The sequence below is a fragment of the Bradyrhizobium pachyrhizi genome, from assembly GCF_001189245.1.
GTDB classification, from domain to species: Bacteria; Pseudomonadota; Alphaproteobacteria; order Rhizobiales; family Xanthobacteraceae; genus Bradyrhizobium; species Bradyrhizobium pachyrhizi.
In genome coordinates this window covers 19,883-40,500 of record NZ_LFIQ01000025.1, presented here as the reverse complement: position 1 = coordinate 40,500, position 20,618 = coordinate 19,883, and the positions used below count along the sequence as shown (strand labels likewise).

Here is a 20,618-nt window from a genome sequence, read left to right as displayed (position 1 = left end):
GGTCGCGCTTCGCTTGCCCGGGACGACGTGTTGAGAGAGGCTGCCGCTCCGCGCTAAACCGCCAGCACGTGATCGTCGATCTCGGCGATGGTGTTGACGCCGCACAGCCCCATCGTGGTGGTGAGCTCCTTGCCCAGGATGTCGATCGCCTTGGCGACGCCTTCCTGGCCGCCGGCGCCGAGGCCGTAGGCATAGGCGCGGCCGATCATGCAGGACTTCGCGCCGAGCGCCAGCGCCCGCATCACGTCCATGCCGGTGCGGATGCCGCCGTCGAACATGATCTCGACCTTCGACCCGACCTCATCGACGATCTCCGGCAGCACCTCGATCGAGGACGGCGCGCCGTCGAGCTGGCGGCCGCCATGGTTGGAAACCACGATCGCCTGCGCGCCGGTCTTGGCGGCGAGCTCGGCGTCCTCGACATCGAGAATCCCTTTAAGGATCAGCTTGCCCGGCCAGATGCTGCGGATCCAGTCGATGTCCTTCCAGTTCAGCGAGGTGTCGAACTGCGAGGCGGTCCATTCCGACAGCTTCGTCAGATCCTCGGTGCCTTTGACGTGGCCGGCAATGTTGCCGAAGGTGCGGCGCTTGCCTTGCAGCACGCCTGACACCCAGGCGGGCTTGGTCGCGAAGTCGATCAGCTTCGACAGCGACCATTCCGGCGGCACCGTCATGCCGTTCTTGATGTCCTGGTGGCGCTGGCCGATCACCTGCAGGTCGACGGTCAACACCAGCGCCGAGCATTTCGCGGCGATCGCGCGCTCGATCAGCGACTTGATGAAGCCGCGGTCCTTCATGACGTAGAGCTGGAACCAGAACGGCTTGTCGACGGCGGCCGCGATGTCCTCGATCGAGCAGATCGACATCGTGCTCTGGGTGAAGGGAATGCCGGCCGCCTGCGCGGCGCGGCAGGCATAGATCTCGCCGTCGCCGTGCTGCATGCCGAGCAGGCCGACCGGCGCCAGGATCAGCGGCATCGCCGCCGGCTCGCCGAGGATCGTGGTTGCCAGGGTGCGCTTGGACACATCGACCAGGATGCGTTGGCGGAACTTGATCTGCTGCAGATCTTCCGAATTCGCGCGCAGCGTGTCCTCGGTGTAGGAGCCGCGGTCCGCATAATCGAAAAACGCCTTCGGCACCCGGCGCTTGTGCAGCTGGCGCAGGTCTTCGATGCAGGTAATGTGCTTCATGGACGGTCCCGGCCCTTCTTCTGTGTCGCAAGTTCGATGTCGCGAGCCTTGTTTTAGGCAGCAAGTCTTGCGGGTGTTCGATCTTGCCGTCATCTAGCATGGATGGGGGAGCTGCCAAATCGAAGACGGATGGGAGAGCGCGATGACCCAATCAGGCTCCAAGCCGAAAGCAGACGAGAGCGCCGAAAAGCGCCGGCTCGACGAGGCCCTCGAAGAGGGGCTGGAGGAGACGTTTCCGGGTTCCGACCCGGTCAATGTCACCCAGCCGGCCCCCAGCAAGGGCGACCAGCACGTCAAGCGGAACGGCAAAGGGTAGGAGACGACGTTCGCTCCCCTGGTTGCCGAAAGAGTAATAATGTTATACCTTTCAGTGCTTTAATGTCGAAGCACGGGGTTTTGCCCCGGTAATGATTCATCATATTTTTTGAAGTCCTTTTAGCGCCTGGCAGTCTATAAGGCCGATGCACGCTAGACTGGTAGGCGTTCAGGACTCTCTCGCCGGGTGGTTCGAGAGGTCCGTGTTGGGGGTTACATGAGCCGCAAATATTTCGGGACCGATGGAATTCGGGGCCGTGCCAATGGGCTGATCACGCCCGAGCTCGCGCTCAAGGTGGGGCAGGCCGCGGGATTGGTGTTTCAGCGTGGCGACCATCGCCATCGCGTCGTGATCGGCAAGGACACGCGGCTGTCCGGCTACATGATCGAATACGCCATGGTCGCGGGTTTCACGTCGGTCGGTATGGACGTGCTGCTGGTCGGCCCGATGCCGACCCCCGCGATCGCGATGCTCACCAAGTCGATGCGCGCCGATCTCGGCGTCATGATCTCGGCGTCGCATAATCTTTTCGAAGACAACGGCATCAAGCTGTTCGGCCCGCAGGGCTTCAAGCTGTCCGACGATGTCGAGAAGCAGATCGAGCAGCTTCTCGACGAATCGCTCGACCGCCGCCTGGCGCAGAGCGCGAGCCTCGGCCGCGCCCGCCGCATCGACGGCGTCCATGACCGCTACATCGAATTCGCCAAGCGCACGCTGCCGCGCGATCTCTCGCTCGACGGCCTGCGCGTCGTGGTCGATTGCGCCAATGGCGCCGCCTACAAGGTGGTGCCGGAAGCGCTGTGGGAGCTCGGCGCCGACGTGGTGCCGATCGGGGTCGAACCCGACGGTTTCAACATCAACAAGGAATGCGGCTCCACCTCGCCGGAAGCGCTGTCGCGGAAGGTGCGCGAGATGCGCGCCGACATCGGCATCGCGCTCGACGGCGATGCCGATCGCGTCATCCTGGTCGACGAGCGCGGCCACATCGTCGACGGCGACCAGCTGCTCGCGGTGATCGCGCAGAGCTGGAAGGAGGAGGGGCGCCTCGCCAAGCCCGGCATCGTCACGACCGTGATGTCCAATCTCGGGCTGGAGCGCTTCCTGCAGGGTCTCGGGCTGCAGATGGTCCGCACGCCGGTCGGCGACCGCTATGTGCTCGAGCAGATGCTGAGCGGCGGCTACAATCTCGGCGGCGAGCCGTCGGGCCATATCATCATGTCGGACTATTCGACCACCGGCGACGGTTTCGTCGCGGCGCTGCAGGTGCTGGCGGTGGTGCAGAAGCTGCGCCGCCCGGTGTCGGAGATCTGCCGGCGTTTCGACCCATTGCCGCAGATCCTGAAGAACGTGCGCTATCGCAGCGGCAAGCCGCTCGACGACGCCGAGGTCAAGTCCGCGATCACCGACGGTGAGAAGCGCCTCAACGGCCATGGTCGTCTGTTGATCCGCCCCTCCGGCACCGAGCCGGTGATCCGCGTCATGGGCGAGGGCGACGATCGCATCCTGGTGGAAGAGGTCGTCGACAACATCGTCAGCGCACTCGGCCACGCCGCCGCGGCGTAGGACTGCTGATTCTCCAGGGCGTAGCTGCCGATTCCGTCATCCCCGCGCAGAGGCGGAGCCTTTGCGCGGGGATGACGGAGATGGATCTTGATTCAGCATCGCTGACCCACAGCGCATCGCAGCCATCGGCTAGCGCAACTGGTCCGCCTCACCTCCGCGTCGTACGACACGGAGGTATTTTTCTGCGAATCCGTCCGGGAATGCTGCATTGAACAAGCCCGTCGTAAGCGAAGAGGCACTGGGCGAGCCGGTGCTGGTGCCGGAGTTGACGGCTGCGCAGGCTGCGAAAGCGGCCGTGGCGGGGCCGGCCTATGTCGTGCTTGCCGGCATCAGCTTCTCGCACTTCCTCAACGACACGATGCAGTCGCTGATCGCTTCGGTCTATCCGATCCTGAAGGACAATTACGCGCTCGACTTCGCGCAGATCGGCATGATCACGCTGGCGTTCCAGTTCACGGCGTCGCTGCTGCAGCCGCTGGTCGGGCATTTCACCGACAAGAAGGCGCAGCCGTTCTCGCTTGCGATCGGCATGGGCTTCACCTTCTTCGGGCTGTTGCTGCTCAGCGTTGCGCACACCTATGGCGTCATCCTGATCGCGGCTTCGCTGGTCGGCCTTGGCTCCGCGGTGTTCCACCCGGAATCGTCGCGCATCGCGCGGCTGGCGTCAGGCGGACGTTACGGTTTCGCGCAATCGGTGTTCCAGCTCGGCGGCAGTTTCGGCACCTCGATGGGACCGGTGCTCGCAGCACTGATCGTGGTGCCGTTCGGCCAGCCCTCGATCGCCTGGTTCTCCTCGATCGCGTTCCTCGCCATCGTGATCCTCTGGCGCATCGGCGTCTGGTACAAGCCGCAGATATCGGGCAAGAAGGCGGCCGCCATCGCGCGGCATCCCGACCATCCGGATCAGCGGCGCGTGAAGATCGCGCTCATCGTGCTGGTCGCGCTGCTGTTCTCCAAGCAGCTCTATGTCTCGAGCCTGTCGAGCTATTACATCTTCTATCTGATCGACCGGTTCGGCGTCTCGACACAGGCGGCGCAGCTCTATCTGTTCATCTTCCTTGCCGCCAATGCCGCGGGCGCCTTCATCGGCGGTCCGCTCGGCGACCGCTTCGGCCGCAAATACGTGATCTGGTTCTCGATCCTCGGCGCGCTGCCGTTCACGCTGGCGCTGCCCTATGCCGGCCTGTTCGCCAGTGCCGTGCTCACAGTGGTGATCGGCCTGATCATCTCGTCGGCGACGTCGGCGATCATCGTGTTCGCGCAGGAATTGATGCCGCATCGCTTCGGCATGATCTCCGGCGTGTTCTTCGGCGTCGCGTTCGGGATCGGCGGTCTCGGCGCCGCCGTGCTCGGCAAGCTCGCAGACCACACCTCGATCGCCTTCGTCTATCAGCTGTGCGCCTTCCTGCCGGCGATCGGCCTGCTCGCGGTGTTCCTGCCGAAGATGCCGAACGCCGTGCGCTGAACGCTCGGCCGCAGACGCGACGCCCGCGTTAAGCATTCGCTAACACACGCGGCTCGCGTGCCCTGCGACCGGCACCCATGCGTCAACGCTTCATTAGCACTTGTGGCGGGATCGCGATGTTTCGCCGCCTCCTGCGCCATTTTATGGACCCATAAGCGACAGCCGCAGAAAAAGGTGAGAGAAAATCAACCTTAAAAATTAGGGTTAAGTGCCGCTTAAACATTTCCTGCCATCGTCCGGGCCGTGAGTTTCAGACGTGGGGCTTTCGTGTCGCCTCACTTGGCCCAAAAGGACGAAGCCAATGCGTAGCGTAAAGACCCTGATTGCCGCCGGTGCGGCATCTCTGTTGTCCTCGGCGGCGTTCGCCGCCGACATGCCCATCATGCCGCCACCTCCGATGGCGTATGCTCCTCCGCCGGTCCAGGATTTCGGCGGCTGGTATCTGCGCGGCGACATCGGCATGACCAACACCCAGGCCAAGCTGCACGTTAACGCCTACGACACACTGCCGGCCGGCACCGCCTTCAACCAGTATGGCCACGGCTTCGACGGCGGCGTGCTCTACGGCATCGGCGTCGGCTATCAGTTCAACAACTGGTTCCGCGCCGACATCACCGGTGAGTATCGCTCGAAGGTGAGCTTCAACGGCACCGATTTCTTCACGTTCCCCGGTCCCAGCCCGCTGAGCGACGCCTATCATGGCGGCATCCAGAGCTGGGTTGGCCTCGTCAACGTCTACGCTGATCTCGGCACCTGGGGCTGTTTGACCCCGTTCATCGGTGCCGGTGTCGGTGCCGCGACGATCAAGACCTCGGCCTTTTCCGACGTCGCGACGTTCCCGAGCGGGTCGGGCCTGACCAGCTCCTTCATCGCCGATGGCGCCACCAAGACCAACTTCGCCTGGGCGCTGCATGCCGGTGTCGCCTACAAGGTCACCAACAACTTCACGGTTGAACTGGCCTATCGCTACCTCGACATGGGCACTGCCGGCCACGGCCAAGGTCACTTCTTCGACGGCACGCCGGTCGGTCCCTCGAGCTTCCAGTACCGCGACATCACTTCGCAGGACGTGAAGCTCGGCGTGCGCTTCAACTTGCCGTGCTGCGACGTGCCGCCGCCGCCTCCGCCGCTGATCCGCAAGGGTTAATTTCCAGCCTTCACGGTTAACGATTGCAACGGCGCGGGACCAGCCCGCGCCGTTTTTCTTTGCGCGTCGTGTCGCGAGCTTCTGCAACTTGCGTGCTCAAAAACGGGCGGCGACAACGATTGGTTAAGGTTAACAGGCGATGATCAACGCGAAATCGGTGCGGTGGATGGAGCGTTGCAATGCGTAGGTTGGTGCTGGCGGCGATGATGATTGGAACGGTGACCGGCGCACAGGCTGCCGATCTGCCGGACTTTCCGATCCTGCGCGGCTCCTATGTCGATGCACCGAGCAGGAGCGGAAACTGGGAAGGATGGTATGTCGGCGGCCAGATCGGCTATACCTCCGGCGACATCGATTTCAGCCACGCGCCAAGCGCGATGACCTCCTTCATGCTGCGCGAGAGCGTTCTGGCCGACCCGGTTTCGGGTTGGGGCCTGCTGCCGAAGAACCATGCGCAGAGCAACGGATTCGGCGCGTTCGTCGGCCGCAACTGGCAATGGGACGACGTCGTGCTCGGCGTCGAGGCCAACTACAATTACCTGAACGGCCTCGAAAGTTCGGCGGGCGACTCGATGACGCGGCAGATCGTGAATCCCAAGGGCGAGACTCCTCCGAGCGGGCACACCTACACCTACAACACGACGTTGTCGGGGAGCGCCGCCTTGCAGGTCAAGGACGTCACGACCTTCCGTGGACGCGCCGGATGGGCGGCAGGCAACTTCCTGCCTTACATGTTCGGCGGTGTTGCGGTGGGACGCATGTCCGTGTCGCGTTCGGCGACGGTGTCGTTTGACAAGTACGATGCCTGGGCCGAGACCCAGACGGTCGGCAACAACACCGTTACAATTCAGCATAACGACTACCTGGGCTCAGGCAGCGCCGCCCAGACGGAGCAGCGGGTGAACAACTATGCGGTCGGCTGGACCGCGGGCCTCGGGCTTGAATATTGCGTGGTCGGCGGGTTGTTTCTCCGCGGCGAGTGGGAATATGTGCGCTTCGCGGCGGTCAAGAATATCACCGTCGATATGAACAGCTTCCGGGTCGGCGCCGGCTACAAGTTCTGATCGCCGCTGCCGTAGCCGGCGACGGTTGACAGATCGGGGAGCGACTGCTGCTCTGTCGCCACACGGTCGGAGCGCGATCACATGAAAATCTACGGCGACGCCAATTCAGGCAACTGCCTGAAGGTGAAATGGGTGTGCGACAGGCTGGCGCTGCCGTACACATGGGTCGAGATCGACACCATGAAGGGCGGCAGCCGGACCGCGGAATTCCTCAAGCGAAACGGCTGGGGCCAGGTGCCGACGGTGGAGCTGGATGACGGCCGCACGCTGGCCCAATCCAACGCCATCATCCGCTATCTCGCGCGCGGCAGCGACCTGATCCCGAGCGATCCCTATCGAGCGGCGCAAATGGATGCCTGGATGTTCTGGGAACAGAACAGCCACGAGCCTTATGTGGCCGTCTGCCGCTTTCAGGCCGTGTATCTCGGCAAGGCCATCTCGGAGATCGATCCGAACCTCGTCAAGCGCGGCTATGTCGCGCTCGATCATCTGGAGCGGCATCTGGCGGGCACGCAATTCCTGGTCGGAGAAGCGTTCTCGCTCGCCGACGTCTCGCTGCTCGCCTATACCCGTGTCGCGGAGGATGGCGGCCTCGAGCTCGCGCGCTATCCCGTGATCCGTCGCTGGATCGCCGACGCCGAGCGCGTGCTCGCGCTGCCGCCGGTCCGCTGACCTCAGGTGAATGCCGCCATGACTGAAGCTTCATCCATCACGATCCGCCGCGCTCGCCGCGAAGACGTCGCCGCCATCGTCGGCATGCTTGCGGACGATCCGCTCGGCAGTGCGCGCGAGCGGATCGAGGATCCGCTGCCGCAAAGCTATTACGAGGCCTTCGCGCGGGTCGAGCGCGATCCCAACCTGCAGCTCGTCGTCGCCGTCGACGGAGAGGGCGAAGGCGTCGTCGGCTGTCTGCAGCTTGCGGTTCTGCCGGGCATCAGCTCGCAGGGCGGCTCGCGCGGCCTGCTCGAGGACGTTCGCGTTGCAAAGCATTGCCGCAGCCGCGGCATCGGCGAGAAGCTCGTGCAGTGGGCAGTTACGGAGGCGCGCGCGCGAGGCTGCATGCTCGTCGAGCTGCTGACGCATCAGACGCGGGTCGATGCGCAGCGCTTCTATGAACGGCTCGGGTTCGCACGCAGCCATGTCGGGATGACGATTCGCTTTTGACACGCGCGCAAGAAGTTGTGCCATCTACCGGGCAATACCTGCGGCAGCGGATAGTCTGCGATCCGGTTAACAGCCAATAAACTAAGCCGACCTCCGTGATTTTACGGGTCGGAACGAGTCCGGTATGTCGGACGTCTCCCACGGGGCGACGGGCAACTGGGGATTGGAATGTCGGATTATTCGATCGTGCGGGTCGGCAACGAATACATCGTGCAGGCCGGCGAGAAGCGCATTCTGAAAGTATCGAGCCGGCGCAGGGCCGTTAAGATCATGACCCTGGCGGCAGATTTGCTCGATCAGGAGACGATCCAGCAGGTCGAGGACGCCCCATCAATCAGCCGTGATGCCCGGATTGTTCCAGACGAGTCCGAACTTTCTTGACGTTTGGGTACCTTTCCACTATCCCCGACCGCGGGAAACCTCTCCCCACCGAGAGGCAGCTATCTGGAAGGGTAGATTATGACTGCAGCGAAGCCCGCTTCGCGGCCTGAAGTGCCGCATTTTTCTTCCGGCCCCTGTGCCAAGCGCCCCGGCTGGAACCCCAACAATCTCAAGGACGCCGCCCTCGGCCGCTCGCATCGCGCGAAAGTCGGCAAGGCCAAGCTCAAGCTCGCGATCGACCTGACGCGCGAAGTGCTTGAGGTGCCCGCCGATTACAAGATCGGCATCGTGCCGGCGTCGGATACCGGCGCGGTCGAGATGGCGCTGTGGTCGCTGCTCGGCGCGCGGCCCGTCACCACGCTCGCCTGGGAATCCTTCGGCGAGGGCTGGGTCAGCGATATCGTCAAGGAATTGAAGCTGAAGGACGTCACCAAGCTCAACGCGGCTTATGGTGAAATCCCCGATCTCGCCAAGGTCGATCCGAAGTCGGATATCGTCTTCACCTGGAACGGCACCACCTCGGGTGTGCGCGTTCCGAACGCCGACTGGATCAGCGCGGATCGCGAAGGCCTGACGATTTGCGACGCGACCTCGGCCGCCTTCGCGCAGCCGCTCGATTTCGCCAAGCTCGATGTCGTCACCTTCTCCTGGCAGAAGGCGCTCGGCGGTGAAGCCGCGCACGGGATGCTGATCCTGTCGCCGCGTGCGGTGGAACGGCTCGAGACCTACAAGCCGGCCTGGCCGCTGCCGAAGATCTTCCGCCTCACCAAGGGCGGCAAGCTCAACCAGGGCATCTTCGAGGGCGAGACCATCAACACGCCGTCCATGCTTTGCGTCGAGGACTATCTCGATGCGTTGAACTGGGCCAAGTCGATCGGCGGCCTGAAGGCGCTGATCGCCCGCGCCGATGCCAACACCAAGGCGCTCGCCGACTGGAAGGCGAAGACGCCGTGGATCGACTTCCTGGCCAAGGATCCCGCGATCCGCTCCAACACCTCGGTGTGCCTCAAGTTCACCGATCCCGCGATCACCTCGCTTCCATCAGATGCACAGGCCGACTTCTGCAAGAAGCTGGTCGCGCTGGTTGAGAAGGAGAACGCCGGCTTCGACTTCGCGTATTACCGCGACGCGCCCGCGGGCCTGCGGATCTGGTGTGGCGCCACCGTCGAGGCAAAGGACGTCGAGCTGCTGACGCAGTGGATCGACTGGGCGTTTGCCGAGACCAAGGCAGCGTTGCCCAAGGCGGCATAAGTTTTCTCTTGCCACCTCTCCCCGGTCTTACGGGGAGAGGTCGGATCGCGCAGCGATCCGGGTGAGGGGCCCTTTCGGCTTGTTCCTCGCCCGTGGCTGCCCCTCACCCCAACCCTCTCCCCGCAAGAGCGGGGAGAGGGAGAAGTGATCAGAGACTTCACCAGATCGGTCCAGGAGACCCGCCCGCCGCAGGGCAAAGGAACAATCGAGATGACAAAACCCAAAGTTCTGATTTCCGACGCGCTGTCTCCCGCCGCCGTGCAGATCTTCAAGGATCGCGGCGTCGAGGTGGACTTCCAGCCCAACCTCGGCAAGGACAAGGAAAAGCTTGCCGAGATCATCGGCAATTACGACGGCCTCGCGATCCGTTCGGCCACCAAGGCGACCGCCAAGCTCATCGAGAAGGCGACGAGGCTCAAGGTGATCGGCCGCGCCGGCATCGGCGTCGACAATGTCGAGATTCCGGCCGCGACCGCCAAGGGCATCATCGTGATGAATACGCCGTTCGGCAATTCGATCACGACCGCCGAGCACGCGATCACGCTGATGCTGGCGCTGGCGCGCGAGATTCCGCAGGCCGACGCTTCGACTCAGGCCGGCAAGTGGGAGAAGAACCGCTTCATGGGCGTCGAGATCACCGCCAAGACCCTCGGCGTGATCGGCTGCGGCAATATCGGCACGATCGTCGCCGACCGCGCGCTCGGCCTGCGCATGAAGGTGATCGCGTTCGATCCGTTCCTGTCGCCGGAGCGCGCCAAGGACATCGGCGTCGAGAAGGTCGAGCTCGACGATCTCTTGAAGCGCGCCGATTTCATCACGCTGCACACGCCGCTGACCGAGAAGACCCGCAACGTCATCGATGCGGCCGCGATCGCCAAGATGAAGAAGGGCGTTCGCATCATCAACTGCGCGCGTGGCGGCCTGGTCGACGAGCAGGCGCTGGTCGACGCGCTGAATTCGAAGCATGTCGCGGGCGCCGCCTTCGACGTGTTCGTCGAGGAGCCGGCGACCTCGAACGTGCTGTTCGGCCATCCCAACGTGATCTGCACCCCGCATCTCGGCGCCTCCACCACCGAGGCGCAGGAAAACGTCGCGCTGCAGGTCGCCGAGCAGATGTCGGATTATCTGTTGTCGGGCGCGATCTCGAACGCGGTCAACTTCCCCTCGATCACGGCGGAAGAGGCGCCGAAGCTGAGGCCGTTCATCGAGCTTGCCGAGAAGCTCGGCTCGTTCGCGGGCCAGCTCACCGAGAGCGGCATCCTCAAGACAGAGATCACCTACGAGGGCCACGTCGCCGAGATGAAGATCAAGGCGATCACCTCGGCGGTGCTGTCGGGCCTGCTGCGGCCGATGCTGGGCGAGGTCAACGTGGTCTCGGCGCCGGTCGTCGCCAAGGAGCGCGGCATGGTGGTGGACGAGGTCGTCCGCGCCGCGCAGAGCGACTATGAAAGCCTGATCACGGTCACCGTCACCACCGAGCGTCAGGAGCGTTCGGTGTCCGGCACCGTCTACGCCGACGGCAAGCCGCGTCTCGTCGACATCAAGGGCATCCGCGTCGACGCCGAGTTCGGCAAGTCGATGATCTACGTGACCAACGAGGACAAGCCGGGCTTCATCGGCGCGTTCGCGAGCCTCTTGGGTGATGCGAAAATCAATATCGCGACCTTCCATCTCGGCCGCGTCAAGCAGGGCGGCGACGCCATTGCGCTGGTCGAGGTCGACGGCGCGGTGCCGGCGGAGCTGCTCGCCAAGGTACAGACGCTGCCGCAGGTGAAGCAGGCCAAGGCGCTGACATTCTGAGCCACTGACGTTCTGAGCCGCCGACGTTTTAGGGCGCCGATGTTTTAAACGTTGTTTGAGCGGTTCTCGTCGTCCCCGGAACGTGACGAACAAGATACCGCTCAAGCATATCCAAATTCCGATCTGCGGAACATGACGCCGTCTCCGGTCCCGGAGGCGGCGTTTGTCGTTCCGGGGCGTCCGGTATTGCTGTTGCGCCCGACGAAAAATGTGTACGAACGGGCCACGACGCGCCACAATGACCGTCATCTCAGAGGGAGAAAACAATGCGTGAAGCCGTAATCGTTTCCTACGCGCGCACCGGCCTGGCAAAGTCCGGCCGTGGCGGATTCAACATCACCCCGCCGATGTCGCTCGCCGCGCACGCCATCAAGCACGCGGTCGACCGCGCCGGCGTCGACAAGGAATATGTCGAGGACTGCTATCTCGGCAATTGCGCGCACGGCGCGCCGAACATCGGCCGCCAGGCGGCGCTGCTCGCCGGCCTGCCGAAATCGACCGCCGGCGTCTCGGTCAATCGCTTCTGCTCGTCCGGCCTGCAGACCATCGCGATGGCCGCCAACTCAATCCGTTCCGACGGCTCCGACTGCATCGTCGCCGGCGGCGTCGAGAGCATCTCGATTCCCGGCGGCGGCTCGCCGAAGGAATCGATCGATCCCGAGCTGCTCAAGACCGCGCCCGACATCTTCATGGCGATGATCGATACCGCCGACATCGTCGCCGAGCGCTACAAGCTTAGCCGCGAATACCAGGACGAGTATTCGCTGGAGTCGCAGCGCCGCATGGCGGCCGCGCAGCAGGCCAACAAGTTCAAGGACGAAATCGTCCCGATGAAGACCAAGATGAAGGTGGTCGACAAGGCGACCAAGGCCGAGTCGATCGTCGACTACGTGGTCGATCGCGACGAGTGCAACCGCCCCGAGACCACGCTGGAGGGCCTCGCCAAGCTCGAGCCGGTCAAGGGCCCGGGCAAGTTCATCACCGCCGGCAATGCCAGCCAGCTCTCCGACGGCGCCGCCGCCGTGGTGCTGATGGAAGCCAAGGACGCCGAGAAGCGCGGCCTCAATCCGCTCGGCCGCTTCGTCGCCTGGGCCTCGGCCGGCTGTGAGCCCGACGAGATGGGCATCGGTCCGGTCTTTGCGGTGCCGAAGCTGCTGAAGCGCCATGGCCTGAAGATCGACGACATCGATCTCTGGGAGCTCAATGAGGCGTTCGCCAGCCAGTGCCTCTATTCGCGCGACCAGCTCGGCATCGATCCCGAGAAGTACAACGTCAATGGCGGCTCGATCGCGATCGGCCATCCCTTCGGCATGACCGGCGCCCGCCTCACCGGGCACCTATTGCAGGAAGGTCGTCGCCGCAAGGCCAAGTGGGGCGTCGTGACCATGTGCATCGGCGGCGGCCAGGGCGGCGCCGGCCTGTTCGAGATCTACAGCTAAGCGCGATCGACACTGATCGTGTGCGAACCAGGGGCCCGGCGGCAACGCCGGGCCGCTTTTCTTTTGGAGCCGGCTAGCTCGCCGGTGAGCCGAGCGCGCGCTCGTCAAACTCGAGCGAGGCAATCAGTTCGAGCGTCTGCCTGAGATCGGCGGCCTGCCTTGCGCCAAAGGCGGTCTCGAAACGCTCCTGCGCCTTGAGCCATGCGGCCTGTGATTCCTCGAGCCTGGCTTCGCCGCGCTTGGTGAGCCGCACCAGCCGGCTGCGCCGGTCATTCTTGTCGACAATGATGGTCAACAGACCGTCGCGCTCGAGCGGCTTGAGGTTGTGGTTGAGCGCAGTGCGGTCGAGCACCAAGGCTGCGGCAAGCTCGCCCATCGTCGGCGCGCCCGACCGCCTGACATAGACCAGAATCGCCCGTTGCGTGCCGCGCAGGCCGGATGTCGCAAGGACCTGATCGTAAAGCTGCGACACCCGCCGCGTCGCCTTGCGCAACGCCGTGAGATTACACCGGCTGGGTTCCGTTTTCGCCATCGCTGCCTCCGATGGACTTGACAGATACATGCATATGCACCTAATGACAATAGATGCATATGCACATATTTTGGAGGGTGTGATGTCGGAGGTAGAGGCGGAGACCATCGATCTGGTCGTCGAACCTGATGCGCGGCCGCGGTCCGGCGTCGCCACCGCAACCCCGCGCCAGGTGCTTGCGATCGTGTCGGTCGGCATTTGCCTCGCCAATCTCGATTTGTTCATCGTCAATGTCGGGCTGCCGAACATCGCGCAGGAATTTCGCGGCGCCTCGCTTGAGGATCTGTCCTGGATCCTCAATGCCTATGCCATTGCCTACGCGGCCTTGCTGGTGTTCTTCGGCCGGCTCGCCGAACGCCACAGCCGCAATCTCAGCTTCCTGCTCGGCGTCGCGCTGTTCACGGCCGCGTCAGCCGCATGTGCGCTGGCGTCCAGTGTCGAGTTCCTGGTCGTCTCCCGCGTGGCGCAGGCCGCCGGTGCGGCATTGATGACGCCGACCTCGATCGGCCTGCTGCTGGCATCATTTCCGCCCGAGCAGCGCGCCGGGGCGGTGCGCACCTGGACGGCGATCGGCGGCCTTGCCGCCGCACTGGGCCCGCTCGCGGGAGGCGTCCTGGTCACGTTCGACTGGCGCTGGATCTTCATCGTCAATGTCCCGATCGGCGTGGTCGCGCTGATCATCGGCTGGCTGAAATTGCCCGAAGTGCCCGGTCACGACGTGCCGCGTCCGAGTTCATGGGCGGCGCTGCTGGTGATCTCCGGCATCGGTGCGCTGACCTTTGCGATCGTGAAGGCGAACGATTGGGGATGGAGTTCGCGCGGCGTCGTGCTCGGCTTTGCCGTCGCGGCCGTCTCGCTCGCCGCCTTCGCGTGGCATTGCCTCAGATCGAGGAATGCCTTCGTCGATCCTGCACTGTTCGCGGTCAGGCCGTTCACCGGCGCGTCGCTGGTGATGGCGCCTTATTCGGCGGCCTTCGGCGCCATGCTGCTGTCCTGCGCGTTGTGGGAGCAGACGGTATGGGGCTGGTCGGCGTTGAAGACCGGCCTTGCAATCGCCCCCGGTCCGCTGATGGTGCCGATCACCTCGCTGTTGTTTGCCGGCCGGCTGATTGCGCGGTTTGGCGCCGCGGCCGTCGTCTCCGCCGGGATCGTGCTGTTCGCGGCCGGCCTCGCGATCTGGGCGACGCTGCTCGGGGCCGAACCCAATGCGCCTGCCGTCGTCGCGGGCGTGATGCTGATCGGTATCGGCGTCGGGCTGACCTTTCCGACCCTGATGGGCGTCGGCGCCGGCGCGCTGCCGCCGTCGTCGTTTGCCACCGGCTCGGGCGTCATCAACATGATCCGGCAGGCGGCACTGGCGATCGGCGTCGCGATCTTTGTCGCGATCCTTGCAACGCCGGTCTCGATGACCGAGCGGATCGCGGCGTTTCAGCGCGGCTGGTGGATCATGATCGCGATCACCTTGGCCGGCTTCGTGCCGAATTATCTGTTCATCCGGCGCAAGGCGGATCGCTAGAGCCCGAAGACATCGCCGCGCCATGCGGCAGCCGCTGCGGCGCCATCGTCGCGCCGCAGGGAAACCTCAATCGAACCAGTCCCTTCCTCGCTGCGTCTCACGAGCAGAAACGGCGCGCCCTCGAGCCCGGCGCGCCGTTCGTCTCGCGCGCGATGCGGCGTTTTTCCGGAGGGATGTCATGTGCAGGATTGCGAATTATCTAGTGACCACCAGCCTGGTGCTGGCGGGTGCGCTGGTTGCCGGGCCGCTGCATGCGGCCAATCTCGATGCGGCCTCGCAGGTCGACGCCGTGACCGTCTATCCCGATGGCGCGAGCGTCACCCGCGTCATCACGCTGGACCTGCCTGCCGGCGACAACACCCTCATCGCCAGGGATTTCCCGATGGAGCTCGATACAGGCTCGCTTCGAGTGGAGGGCGAGGCGGGCGGCCGGTTGACGATCGGGGCCATCGACGCACGGCACCCGCGCCCGCTGGAGCCGGCGAACCTGCCTGAGATCGACAAGCGGATCGAGGTGCTGAAGGATCAGCGCGAGGATCTGCAGGGGATCATCTCGTCGGCCGAGGCGCGGCGCAAATTCGTCGAACATTTCGCCGAGGCCGCGCCGGTCGGGATCGGCGAGAAGGGCGAGGCGCGTCCGGTGAGCGAGTGGCGCGCCGCGTTCTCAGCGGTGGGGGATGAAGTCGCAACCGCCGACAACGCGATCCGCGACGCCACGCGCAAGCAGCGTGACATCGACCGCGAGATCGTGCGCCTTGAAGCCGATCGTGCCGCCAAGCCGCCGAGCAAGCTCGAGGTACGGATCGAGCTGGCTTCCGCCGCCGCGACCCGCGCGACGCTGCGGGTCACTTATGCGGTGCGCAACGCCCGTTGGGTGCCGCTCTATGACGCTCGTCTCGATACCGGCGCCAGGGACCGCAAGCCCGCGATCGAGCTGGTGCGCCGCGCCGAGATCACCCAGTCGACCGGTGAGGACTGGTCGAACGTGGCGCTCGTCGTTTCCACCGTGCGGGTCGCGCGCGGCGGCAACGCGCCCGACCTCCGCTCGCTGATCGTGCAATATCCGCAGCCGCCGCGGCCGCTGGCGAAGCTGTCCGGAGAGGCCAGCATGCGGGCGCGCGAGGCGCTGGCACCTGCGCCAGCCGCCGACGCGGTTCAGCAATTCCGTTTTGGTGGGGGACGCATGGACGAACTGGAAGCCACCGCCGAGATCGGCGCTTTCCAGGCCACCTTCAAGATCCCCGGCCGCGTCAGCGTTGCCGCCAATGAGGGCGCAAAGAGCCTGCGTATCTCGACGGCGACCATCACCCCCGATCTCGCGGTTCGCGCCGTTCCGGTGATCGACCCGACCGCTTTCCTGGAAGCGAGCTTCGTGCAGGCCGACGATGCGCCGTTGCTGCCGGGACAGGTCTCGATCTACCGCGACGGCATCTTTGTCGGCCGCAGCCGGATGGCCACCGCCGCCAAGGACGAGACCGTGCGGCTCGGTTTCGGCGCCGACGACAAGGTCAAGATCGAGCGTACGGTGGTGAAGCGCAACGAGGGCTCCGCCGGCCTGATCGTGACCACGTCGAAGACCGACGAGCGCGCCTTCAAGACCACGGTGCGCAACGGCCACGACTTCCCGATCAAGGTCGCGATCCAGGATCAGCTGCCGGTCAGCGAGAACGACGATATCGTGGTCGAGATGCTGCCGTCGTCGACGCCGGCGACGACGACCAATCTGCGCGACAAGCGCGGCGTACTGGAATGGGCGTTCGAGGCCAAGGCCGGCGAGGTCCGTGACATCAATTTCGCCTGGCGGATGCGCTGGCCCAAGGACAAGGGCGTCGTGATGGTGCCGGCGGGCTAGAGCCCGTGCCGGGCTCTAGCGTTGTTGCTTGACGCATTTTCTTCACGCGAACCGGAACCCACTTCGCTTGAAAACGCTATGAGGACCTGCGTCATCTACCGATGACAACCCTCCCGATCTCGGGCATCACTTTGCCAAAGGCAACAAAGCCTGAGATCGGGAGGATCCATGAGCTACCAGCACATCGTCGTCGATGATCCGCGTCCGCGCGTCCGCCGCATCACGCTGAACCGCCCCGAGAAGCGCAACGCGCTGAACAACCGCCTGCGCGGCGAGATCTTCGAGGTGCTGGAACAGGCCGACCGCGATCCCGGGATTTCGATCTCGATCCTGCGCGGCGCCGGACCCTGCTTCTCGGCGGGCTACGATCTCTCCGCCGACAACCGCGTCGACCAGCCCTACCATTCGGCATCCGGCCCCGGCCAGTGGTCGCGCCATGTCGTCGAGGGCTGGTTCTCGATCTGGGATCTCGCAAAGCCTGTGATCGCGCAGGTGCACGGCTATTGCCTCGCCGGCGGCACAGAGCTCGCGACCGCCTGCGACGTGGTCTATGTCGCCGACGACGCCCAGATCGGCTATCCGCCGGTGCGGCTGATGAGCCCGCCCGACATGCAGTATCACCCGTGGCTGGTCGGCATGCGCCGCGCCATGGAATTGATGTTGACGGGTGACGCGATGTCCGGCCGCGAGGCCGCCGAATGGGGCTATGCGACCCGGTCGTTTCCGCTTGCCGAACTGGAGGCGAAGACGCTCGATTTCGCCGAGCGCGCGGCGAAAGTGCCGATCGAGCTGCAACAGCTCAACAAGCGCAGCGTCCACCGCGCCATGGAAATCATGGGCGCCCGCGCCGCGATACGGGCCGGCACCGAAATCCAGGCGCTGGCCTTCACGACCGAGGCCAGCAAGGCCTACATGGCGGGCTTCCGCCGCGACGGCGGCAGCGTGAAGGCCCAGCTCGACCAGCGCGACACGACGTTCGGAGATTACCGGACGAAGAAGGAGTGACGTGGCTTGCCGCGCGCGCTGACCGGTGCGGCGATAATAGCCGGTTTAAATTCGCTGTCATGCCCCGCCTTGAGCGGGGCATCCAGTACGCCGCGGCTTGTCCGCTAAATTCGGACGTCTCTGCAATACTGGGTCGCCCGGCCGAGCCGGGCGACGATACGATTGCGTGCTGCGACAACAGGCCCTTCACTTCGCTTTCAGGAACTCGCCGACTTCGAGCAGCACGAACTCGTCGTCATCGGCCTTGTTCGGGTCGCGGCTCGAGGAGAATGGCAGGTTGTTGTCGTTGCCGACGATGATATGGGTCTCGTCGACCCGGTCGACATTCTCGATGGTGAAGAACGGGAAGGTGTAGACGCCGTCGTTGAGCGGCTTGCGGGCCTTCTTGTTCGGATCGCGGATCTTCATCAGGTCGATATAGGCGATCTTGCGCACCGGCTTGCCGACATTGGCGTCGGACAGCTCGATCTTGTAGACGCGCTTGAACTTGGCGAGGTCAGGAAAACAGTTCTCGCCGCGCTGGCCTTGCGGGCAGGCCTTGTCGGCGGTGCCTTCGCCATTGTCGCGCTCGATCACGAGGCCCTGGGCCGGGTCGATCATGTTGAAGTCGCCGATCGCATTGCCGTTCTGCTCGAATACATACTGCCAGTAGCGTCCGGTGAACTTCTCCGCCGCGACGTCGAATTCCAGGATGCGCGAGGCTTCCTTGCCGTCGACCTTCTCCCAATCCTTCTTGTCGGCATCCCACAGCGGCCCCTCAAGCAGACCGTAAAGGAACTTGCCGTCCTTGGAGGAAGCAAAACCTTCATAGCCCTTGGAGCGGCGCAGGTTGACGTTGGTGTAGCTGGCGCCGGGCGCGCCGGGCGACTGCACCGCCCAGTGATCCGGCGAGCGCACCGGCTTGCCGTCGGCGACGGTCTCGAATACGGCGAGGATCTTGCCGGTCTTGTCGGCCTTGAGGATGTAGGGCCCGAACTCGTCGCCGATCCAGAAAATCTCGTTGATGATCTGGAAGCCCTCGGTGTCGAAATCGGCACCGGTCAAATAGCGCTTGGCGGTGTCCTCGTGCACGATGCGGAACGGCACCTTCCTGTCGGGATCGTGCAGGAACACGGTCTCCTGACGCTCGATCTTGCCGCTCGCCCAATCGATCTTGTGCCGGTTCAGGTACAGCATCGAGTCCGCCGAGTTGTAGCGCGAGCCCATGCCGTTGTCGGTGATCACCCAGAACGAGCCGTCGGGCATCACCTTGATGCCGGAATGGCCCTGCAGCGGCTGGCCCTTGAACGGCAGCGACACGCCGGTCGGCCGCTCATAGGACTTGCCCATCACGGTGCCGATGGCGTCGACGCGCTTGCCGGTGGTGTATTTGCCCGAGCTCTTCAGATCATCAGGGGCGTCGGCGGGCGCGTCAATGAAGCTCTCCGCCGGCATCACGGCGTGTCCTGCCAGCGTCGCCGGGAATTCGCCCTCACTCTGCGCGAACGCCGATGTGGCGAGCAGGATCGAGGCGACGGAGCAGAGCAGGGACAGGCGCATGGTTGATCTCCCAAAGGATAAACGATGCGGTGTTCTCCGAGCCGCCTGTTACAGCCGGCTGACAGTTTTGTGAACCGCGGATGTTGCGGCGGGATAAGGCTTGCGGCGTTACGTCGCCTCTCACTCGCAATCCCATCCTGAGGAGGCCGCGCGGCGGCCGTCTCGAAGGATGGCCGCGAGCAACAGCCGGGCCTCTTGGTTCGAGACGCGCGTACCGCGCTTCTCACCATGAGGGTCTAAACGGGCCGCATGGTCTGCGGCAGCAGGAACGGCACGCCGTTTCCGGTGTAGGCGATCGCAGCGTCGATCTCGAAGATCTCGCGCAGCGTCTCGGCCTTCATCGCGGCGGCGCGGTCGCCGTCGACGACAAGCCGGCCGCGGTGCAGCAGCAGGATGCGGTCGGCGAACCGCATCGCGAGGTTGAGGTCGTGCAGGATCGCGATCACGGCGGTGCCGCGCGCGGCGCGCCGCCTCGCCGTTTCGACCAGGTCGATCTGGTGCCGCAGATCGAGGCTCGAGGTCGGCTCGTCCAGCAGCAGCAGTCCGGGTCCATGCAGCGCTTCGCCGCAGGCGAGCTGCACCAGCACGCGGGCGAAATGCGCCCGCTGCTGCTCACCGCCCGACAGCGTCAGCAATTGCCTGAAACGGAAACGCGCGAGCCCGACCTCGTCGAGTGCCGCCTCGACCAGTGCCCGCGTGACGGCACGCGGGCTTTCGCCGGTGCCCATGCTGACGATTTCCTCGACGGTGAACGGGAAGGTGACGTTGACGTGCTGCGACAGCATCGCGCGGTGCTGCGCCAGCGCGAGTGGTCGGTAGGTTTGCAGGTCACGCTGCCTCAGCCTGATCGCCCCGCGCGACGGGCGCAGGTCGCCCGACAGCATCCGCAGCAGGGTCGATTTGCCGGCGCCGTTGGGACCGACGATCGCGACCATCTCGCCGGCGCCGATCTGCAGCGACACCGCGTCGACCAGATCAGTGCTGCCGATCGTCATCGATACCGACTGCGCTTCGAGCAGGGCCGTCATAGCGACACCAGTCCGCGCTGCCGCAGCAGCATGGCGAGGAAGAACGGCGCGCCGATCGCCGCGGTGAGGATGCCGATCGGCATTTCCGCGGGTGCCACGATGGTGCGCGCCACGGTGTCGGCGCCGACCAGGAGGATGGCACCGAGCAGCGCGGACGCCGGCAGCAGCAGCCGATGCGCGGGCCCGATCACCAGCCGCAACAGATGCGGCACCACGATGCCGACGAAACCGACCACGCCGCAGACCGAGACCGCGACCCCGGTCATCGCCGACACCAGCACGATCGAGATCCGCTTCAGCCGTTCGACGTCGACGCCGCTGTGGAACGCCTCCGCCTCGCCGAGCACCAGCACGTCGAGCCCGCGC

The 20,618-nt window shown here is 64.7% G+C and carries 19 protein-coding genes; 14 read left to right on the top strand and 5 right to left on the bottom strand.

The window, feature by feature from the left end; genetic code table 11:
- Positions 1 to 53 precede the first annotated feature (53 nt).
- On the bottom strand, positions 54 to 1,190 hold the full coding sequence (locus AKL29_RS02210) for an alpha-hydroxy acid oxidase (protein WP_028333518.1): 1,137 nt from the start codon (positions 1,188 to 1,190) through the stop codon (positions 54 to 56).
- Positions 1,191 to 1,332: 142 nt separating this feature from the next.
- On the opposite strand from AKL29_RS02210, the gene AKL29_RS43185 reads away from it, so the two are divergent.
- The 11 genes from AKL29_RS43185 to AKL29_RS02160 all read left to right on the top strand — a co-directional run bounded on the left by AKL29_RS43185 (position 1,333) and on the right by AKL29_RS02160 (position 12,780).
- Entirely contained in the window at positions 1,333 to 1,506 is a 174-nt protein-coding gene (locus AKL29_RS43185; protein WP_167350366.1) for a hypothetical protein, read from the top strand.
- 216 nt (positions 1,507 to 1,722) lie between these two features.
- Complete coding sequence (gene glmM / locus AKL29_RS02205) at positions 1,723 to 3,069, top strand: phosphoglucosamine mutase (RefSeq protein WP_016846677.1); 1,347 nt, start codon at positions 1,723 to 1,725, stop codon at positions 3,067 to 3,069.
- Between the two features lie 208 nt (positions 3,070 to 3,277).
- Complete coding sequence (locus tag AKL29_RS02200) at positions 3,278 to 4,534, top strand: MFS transporter (RefSeq protein ID WP_050382785.1); 1,257 nt, start codon at positions 3,278 to 3,280, stop codon at positions 4,532 to 4,534.
- A 301-nt stretch (positions 4,535 to 4,835) separates the two neighbouring features.
- On the top strand, positions 4,836 to 5,681 hold the full coding sequence (locus AKL29_RS02195) for an outer membrane protein (RefSeq protein WP_028333516.1): 846 nt from the start codon (positions 4,836 to 4,838) through the stop codon (positions 5,679 to 5,681).
- 179 nt (positions 5,682 to 5,860) lie between these two features.
- The gene (locus tag AKL29_RS02190) at positions 5,861 to 6,745 is read left to right on the top strand and encodes an outer membrane protein (RefSeq protein WP_244481690.1); all 885 of its coding nucleotides are present in this window, start codon (positions 5,861 to 5,863) and stop codon (positions 6,743 to 6,745) included.
- An 81-nt stretch (positions 6,746 to 6,826) separates the two neighbouring features.
- Positions 6,827 to 7,417 carry a glutathione S-transferase family protein gene (locus tag AKL29_RS44215; protein WP_050382781.1) on the top strand — a complete coding sequence of 197 codons (591 nt, stop codon included), beginning with the start codon at positions 6,827 to 6,829 and terminating at the stop codon, positions 7,415 to 7,417.
- An 18-nt stretch (positions 7,418 to 7,435) separates the two neighbouring features.
- The gene (locus AKL29_RS44210; protein WP_050382780.1) at positions 7,436 to 7,909 is read left to right on the top strand and encodes a GNAT family N-acetyltransferase; all 474 of its coding nucleotides are present in this window, start codon (positions 7,436 to 7,438) and stop codon (positions 7,907 to 7,909) included.
- 168 nt (positions 7,910 to 8,077) lie between these two features.
- The gene (locus AKL29_RS02175) at positions 8,078 to 8,290 is read left to right on the top strand and encodes a hypothetical protein (protein WP_050382779.1); all 213 of its coding nucleotides are present in this window, start codon (positions 8,078 to 8,080) and stop codon (positions 8,288 to 8,290) included.
- 78 nt (positions 8,291 to 8,368) lie between these two features.
- Positions 8,369 to 9,541, top strand: a complete 1,173-nt coding sequence (locus tag AKL29_RS02170; RefSeq protein WP_050382778.1) for a phosphoserine transaminase — start codon at positions 8,369 to 8,371, stop codon at positions 9,539 to 9,541.
- Between the two features lie 210 nt (positions 9,542 to 9,751).
- Positions 9,752 to 11,341, top strand: a complete 1,590-nt coding sequence (gene serA, locus AKL29_RS02165) for a phosphoglycerate dehydrogenase (protein ID WP_050382772.1) — start codon at positions 9,752 to 9,754, stop codon at positions 11,339 to 11,341.
- A gap of 266 nt (positions 11,342 to 11,607) precedes the next feature.
- Positions 11,608 to 12,780: a thiolase family protein gene (locus AKL29_RS02160; RefSeq protein ID WP_050382770.1), complete on the top strand. Its 1,173-nt coding sequence runs from the start codon at positions 11,608 to 11,610 to the stop codon at positions 12,778 to 12,780.
- A 73-nt stretch (positions 12,781 to 12,853) separates the two neighbouring features.
- On the opposite strand, the gene AKL29_RS02155 is transcribed toward AKL29_RS02160, so the two are convergent.
- A complete protein-coding gene (locus AKL29_RS02155) occupies positions 12,854 to 13,312 on the bottom strand; it encodes a MarR family winged helix-turn-helix transcriptional regulator (RefSeq protein ID WP_028333508.1) in 459 nt (152 codons plus the stop codon).
- Positions 13,313 to 13,394: 82 nt separating this feature from the next.
- On the opposite strand from AKL29_RS02155, the gene AKL29_RS02150 reads away from it, so the two are divergent.
- The 3 genes from AKL29_RS02150 to AKL29_RS02140 all read left to right on the top strand — a co-directional run bounded on the left by AKL29_RS02150 (position 13,395) and on the right by AKL29_RS02140 (position 17,685).
- Positions 13,395 to 14,828, top strand: coding sequence for an MFS transporter (locus AKL29_RS02150; protein WP_050382769.1), 1,434 nt, complete (start codon positions 13,395 to 13,397; stop codon positions 14,826 to 14,828).
- Between the two features lie 178 nt (positions 14,829 to 15,006).
- The gene (locus AKL29_RS02145; protein WP_050382767.1) at positions 15,007 to 16,680 is read left to right on the top strand and encodes a mucoidy inhibitor MuiA family protein; all 1,674 of its coding nucleotides are present in this window, start codon (positions 15,007 to 15,009) and stop codon (positions 16,678 to 16,680) included.
- 168 nt (positions 16,681 to 16,848) lie between these two features.
- Positions 16,849 to 17,685, top strand: a complete 837-nt coding sequence (locus tag AKL29_RS02140; protein ID WP_050382765.1) for an enoyl-CoA hydratase-related protein — start codon at positions 16,849 to 16,851, stop codon at positions 17,683 to 17,685.
- A 186-nt stretch (positions 17,686 to 17,871) separates the two neighbouring features.
- Here AKL29_RS02140 and AKL29_RS02135 read toward each other — a convergent pair whose 3' ends face one another.
- From AKL29_RS02135 to AKL29_RS44205, 3 genes are all read right to left on the bottom strand, one after another.
- Positions 17,872 to 19,224, bottom strand: coding sequence for an esterase-like activity of phytase family protein (locus AKL29_RS02135; protein WP_050382762.1), 1,353 nt, complete (start codon positions 19,222 to 19,224; stop codon positions 17,872 to 17,874).
- Between the two features lie 236 nt (positions 19,225 to 19,460).
- On the bottom strand, positions 19,461 to 20,252 hold the full coding sequence (locus AKL29_RS02130; RefSeq protein WP_050382760.1) for a heme ABC transporter ATP-binding protein: 792 nt from the start codon (positions 20,250 to 20,252) through the stop codon (positions 19,461 to 19,463).
- The coding region (locus AKL29_RS44205) for an iron chelate uptake ABC transporter family permease subunit (protein WP_244481689.1) at positions 20,249 to 20,618 on the bottom strand (370 nt) is incomplete at its 5' end. The genes AKL29_RS02130 and AKL29_RS44205, both read right to left, overlap by 4 nt.

Coding starts and splice junctions, on each gene's coding strand:
- AKL29_RS02175 (WP_050382779.1), top strand. CDS start 8,078: ATGTCGGATTATTCGATCGTGCGGGTCGGCAACGAATACATCGTGCAG.
- AKL29_RS02155 (WP_028333508.1), bottom strand. CDS start 13,312: ATGGCGAAAACGGAACCCAGCCGGTGTAATCTCACGGCGTTGCGCAAG.
- serA (WP_050382772.1), top strand. CDS start 9,752: ATGACAAAACCCAAAGTTCTGATTTCCGACGCGCTGTCTCCCGCCGCC.
- AKL29_RS43185 (WP_167350366.1), top strand. CDS start 1,333: ATGACCCAATCAGGCTCCAAGCCGAAAGCAGACGAGAGCGCCGAAAAG.
- AKL29_RS02130 (WP_050382760.1), bottom strand. CDS start 20,252: ATGACGGCCCTGCTCGAAGCGCAGTCGGTATCGATGACGATCGGCAGC.
- AKL29_RS02190 (WP_244481690.1), top strand. CDS start 5,861: ATGCGTAGGTTGGTGCTGGCGGCGATGATGATTGGAACGGTGACCGGC.
- AKL29_RS02160 (WP_050382770.1), top strand. CDS start 11,608: ATGCGTGAAGCCGTAATCGTTTCCTACGCGCGCACCGGCCTGGCAAAG.
- AKL29_RS02140 (WP_050382765.1), top strand. CDS start 16,849: ATGAGCTACCAGCACATCGTCGTCGATGATCCGCGTCCGCGCGTCCGC.
- AKL29_RS44210 (WP_050382780.1), top strand. CDS start 7,436: ATGACTGAAGCTTCATCCATCACGATCCGCCGCGCTCGCCGCGAAGAC.
- AKL29_RS44215 (WP_050382781.1), top strand. CDS start 6,827: ATGAAAATCTACGGCGACGCCAATTCAGGCAACTGCCTGAAGGTGAAA.
- AKL29_RS02210 (WP_028333518.1), bottom strand. CDS start 1,190: ATGAAGCACATTACCTGCATCGAAGACCTGCGCCAGCTGCACAAGCGC.
- glmM (WP_016846677.1), top strand. CDS start 1,723: ATGAGCCGCAAATATTTCGGGACCGATGGAATTCGGGGCCGTGCCAAT.
- AKL29_RS02145 (WP_050382767.1), top strand. CDS start 15,007: ATGTGCAGGATTGCGAATTATCTAGTGACCACCAGCCTGGTGCTGGCG.
- AKL29_RS02135 (WP_050382762.1), bottom strand. CDS start 19,224: ATGCGCCTGTCCCTGCTCTGCTCCGTCGCCTCGATCCTGCTCGCCACA.
- AKL29_RS02195 (WP_028333516.1), top strand. CDS start 4,836: ATGCGTAGCGTAAAGACCCTGATTGCCGCCGGTGCGGCATCTCTGTTG.
- AKL29_RS02150 (WP_050382769.1), top strand. CDS start 13,395: ATGTCGGAGGTAGAGGCGGAGACCATCGATCTGGTCGTCGAACCTGAT.
- AKL29_RS02170 (WP_050382778.1), top strand. CDS start 8,369: ATGACTGCAGCGAAGCCCGCTTCGCGGCCTGAAGTGCCGCATTTTTCT.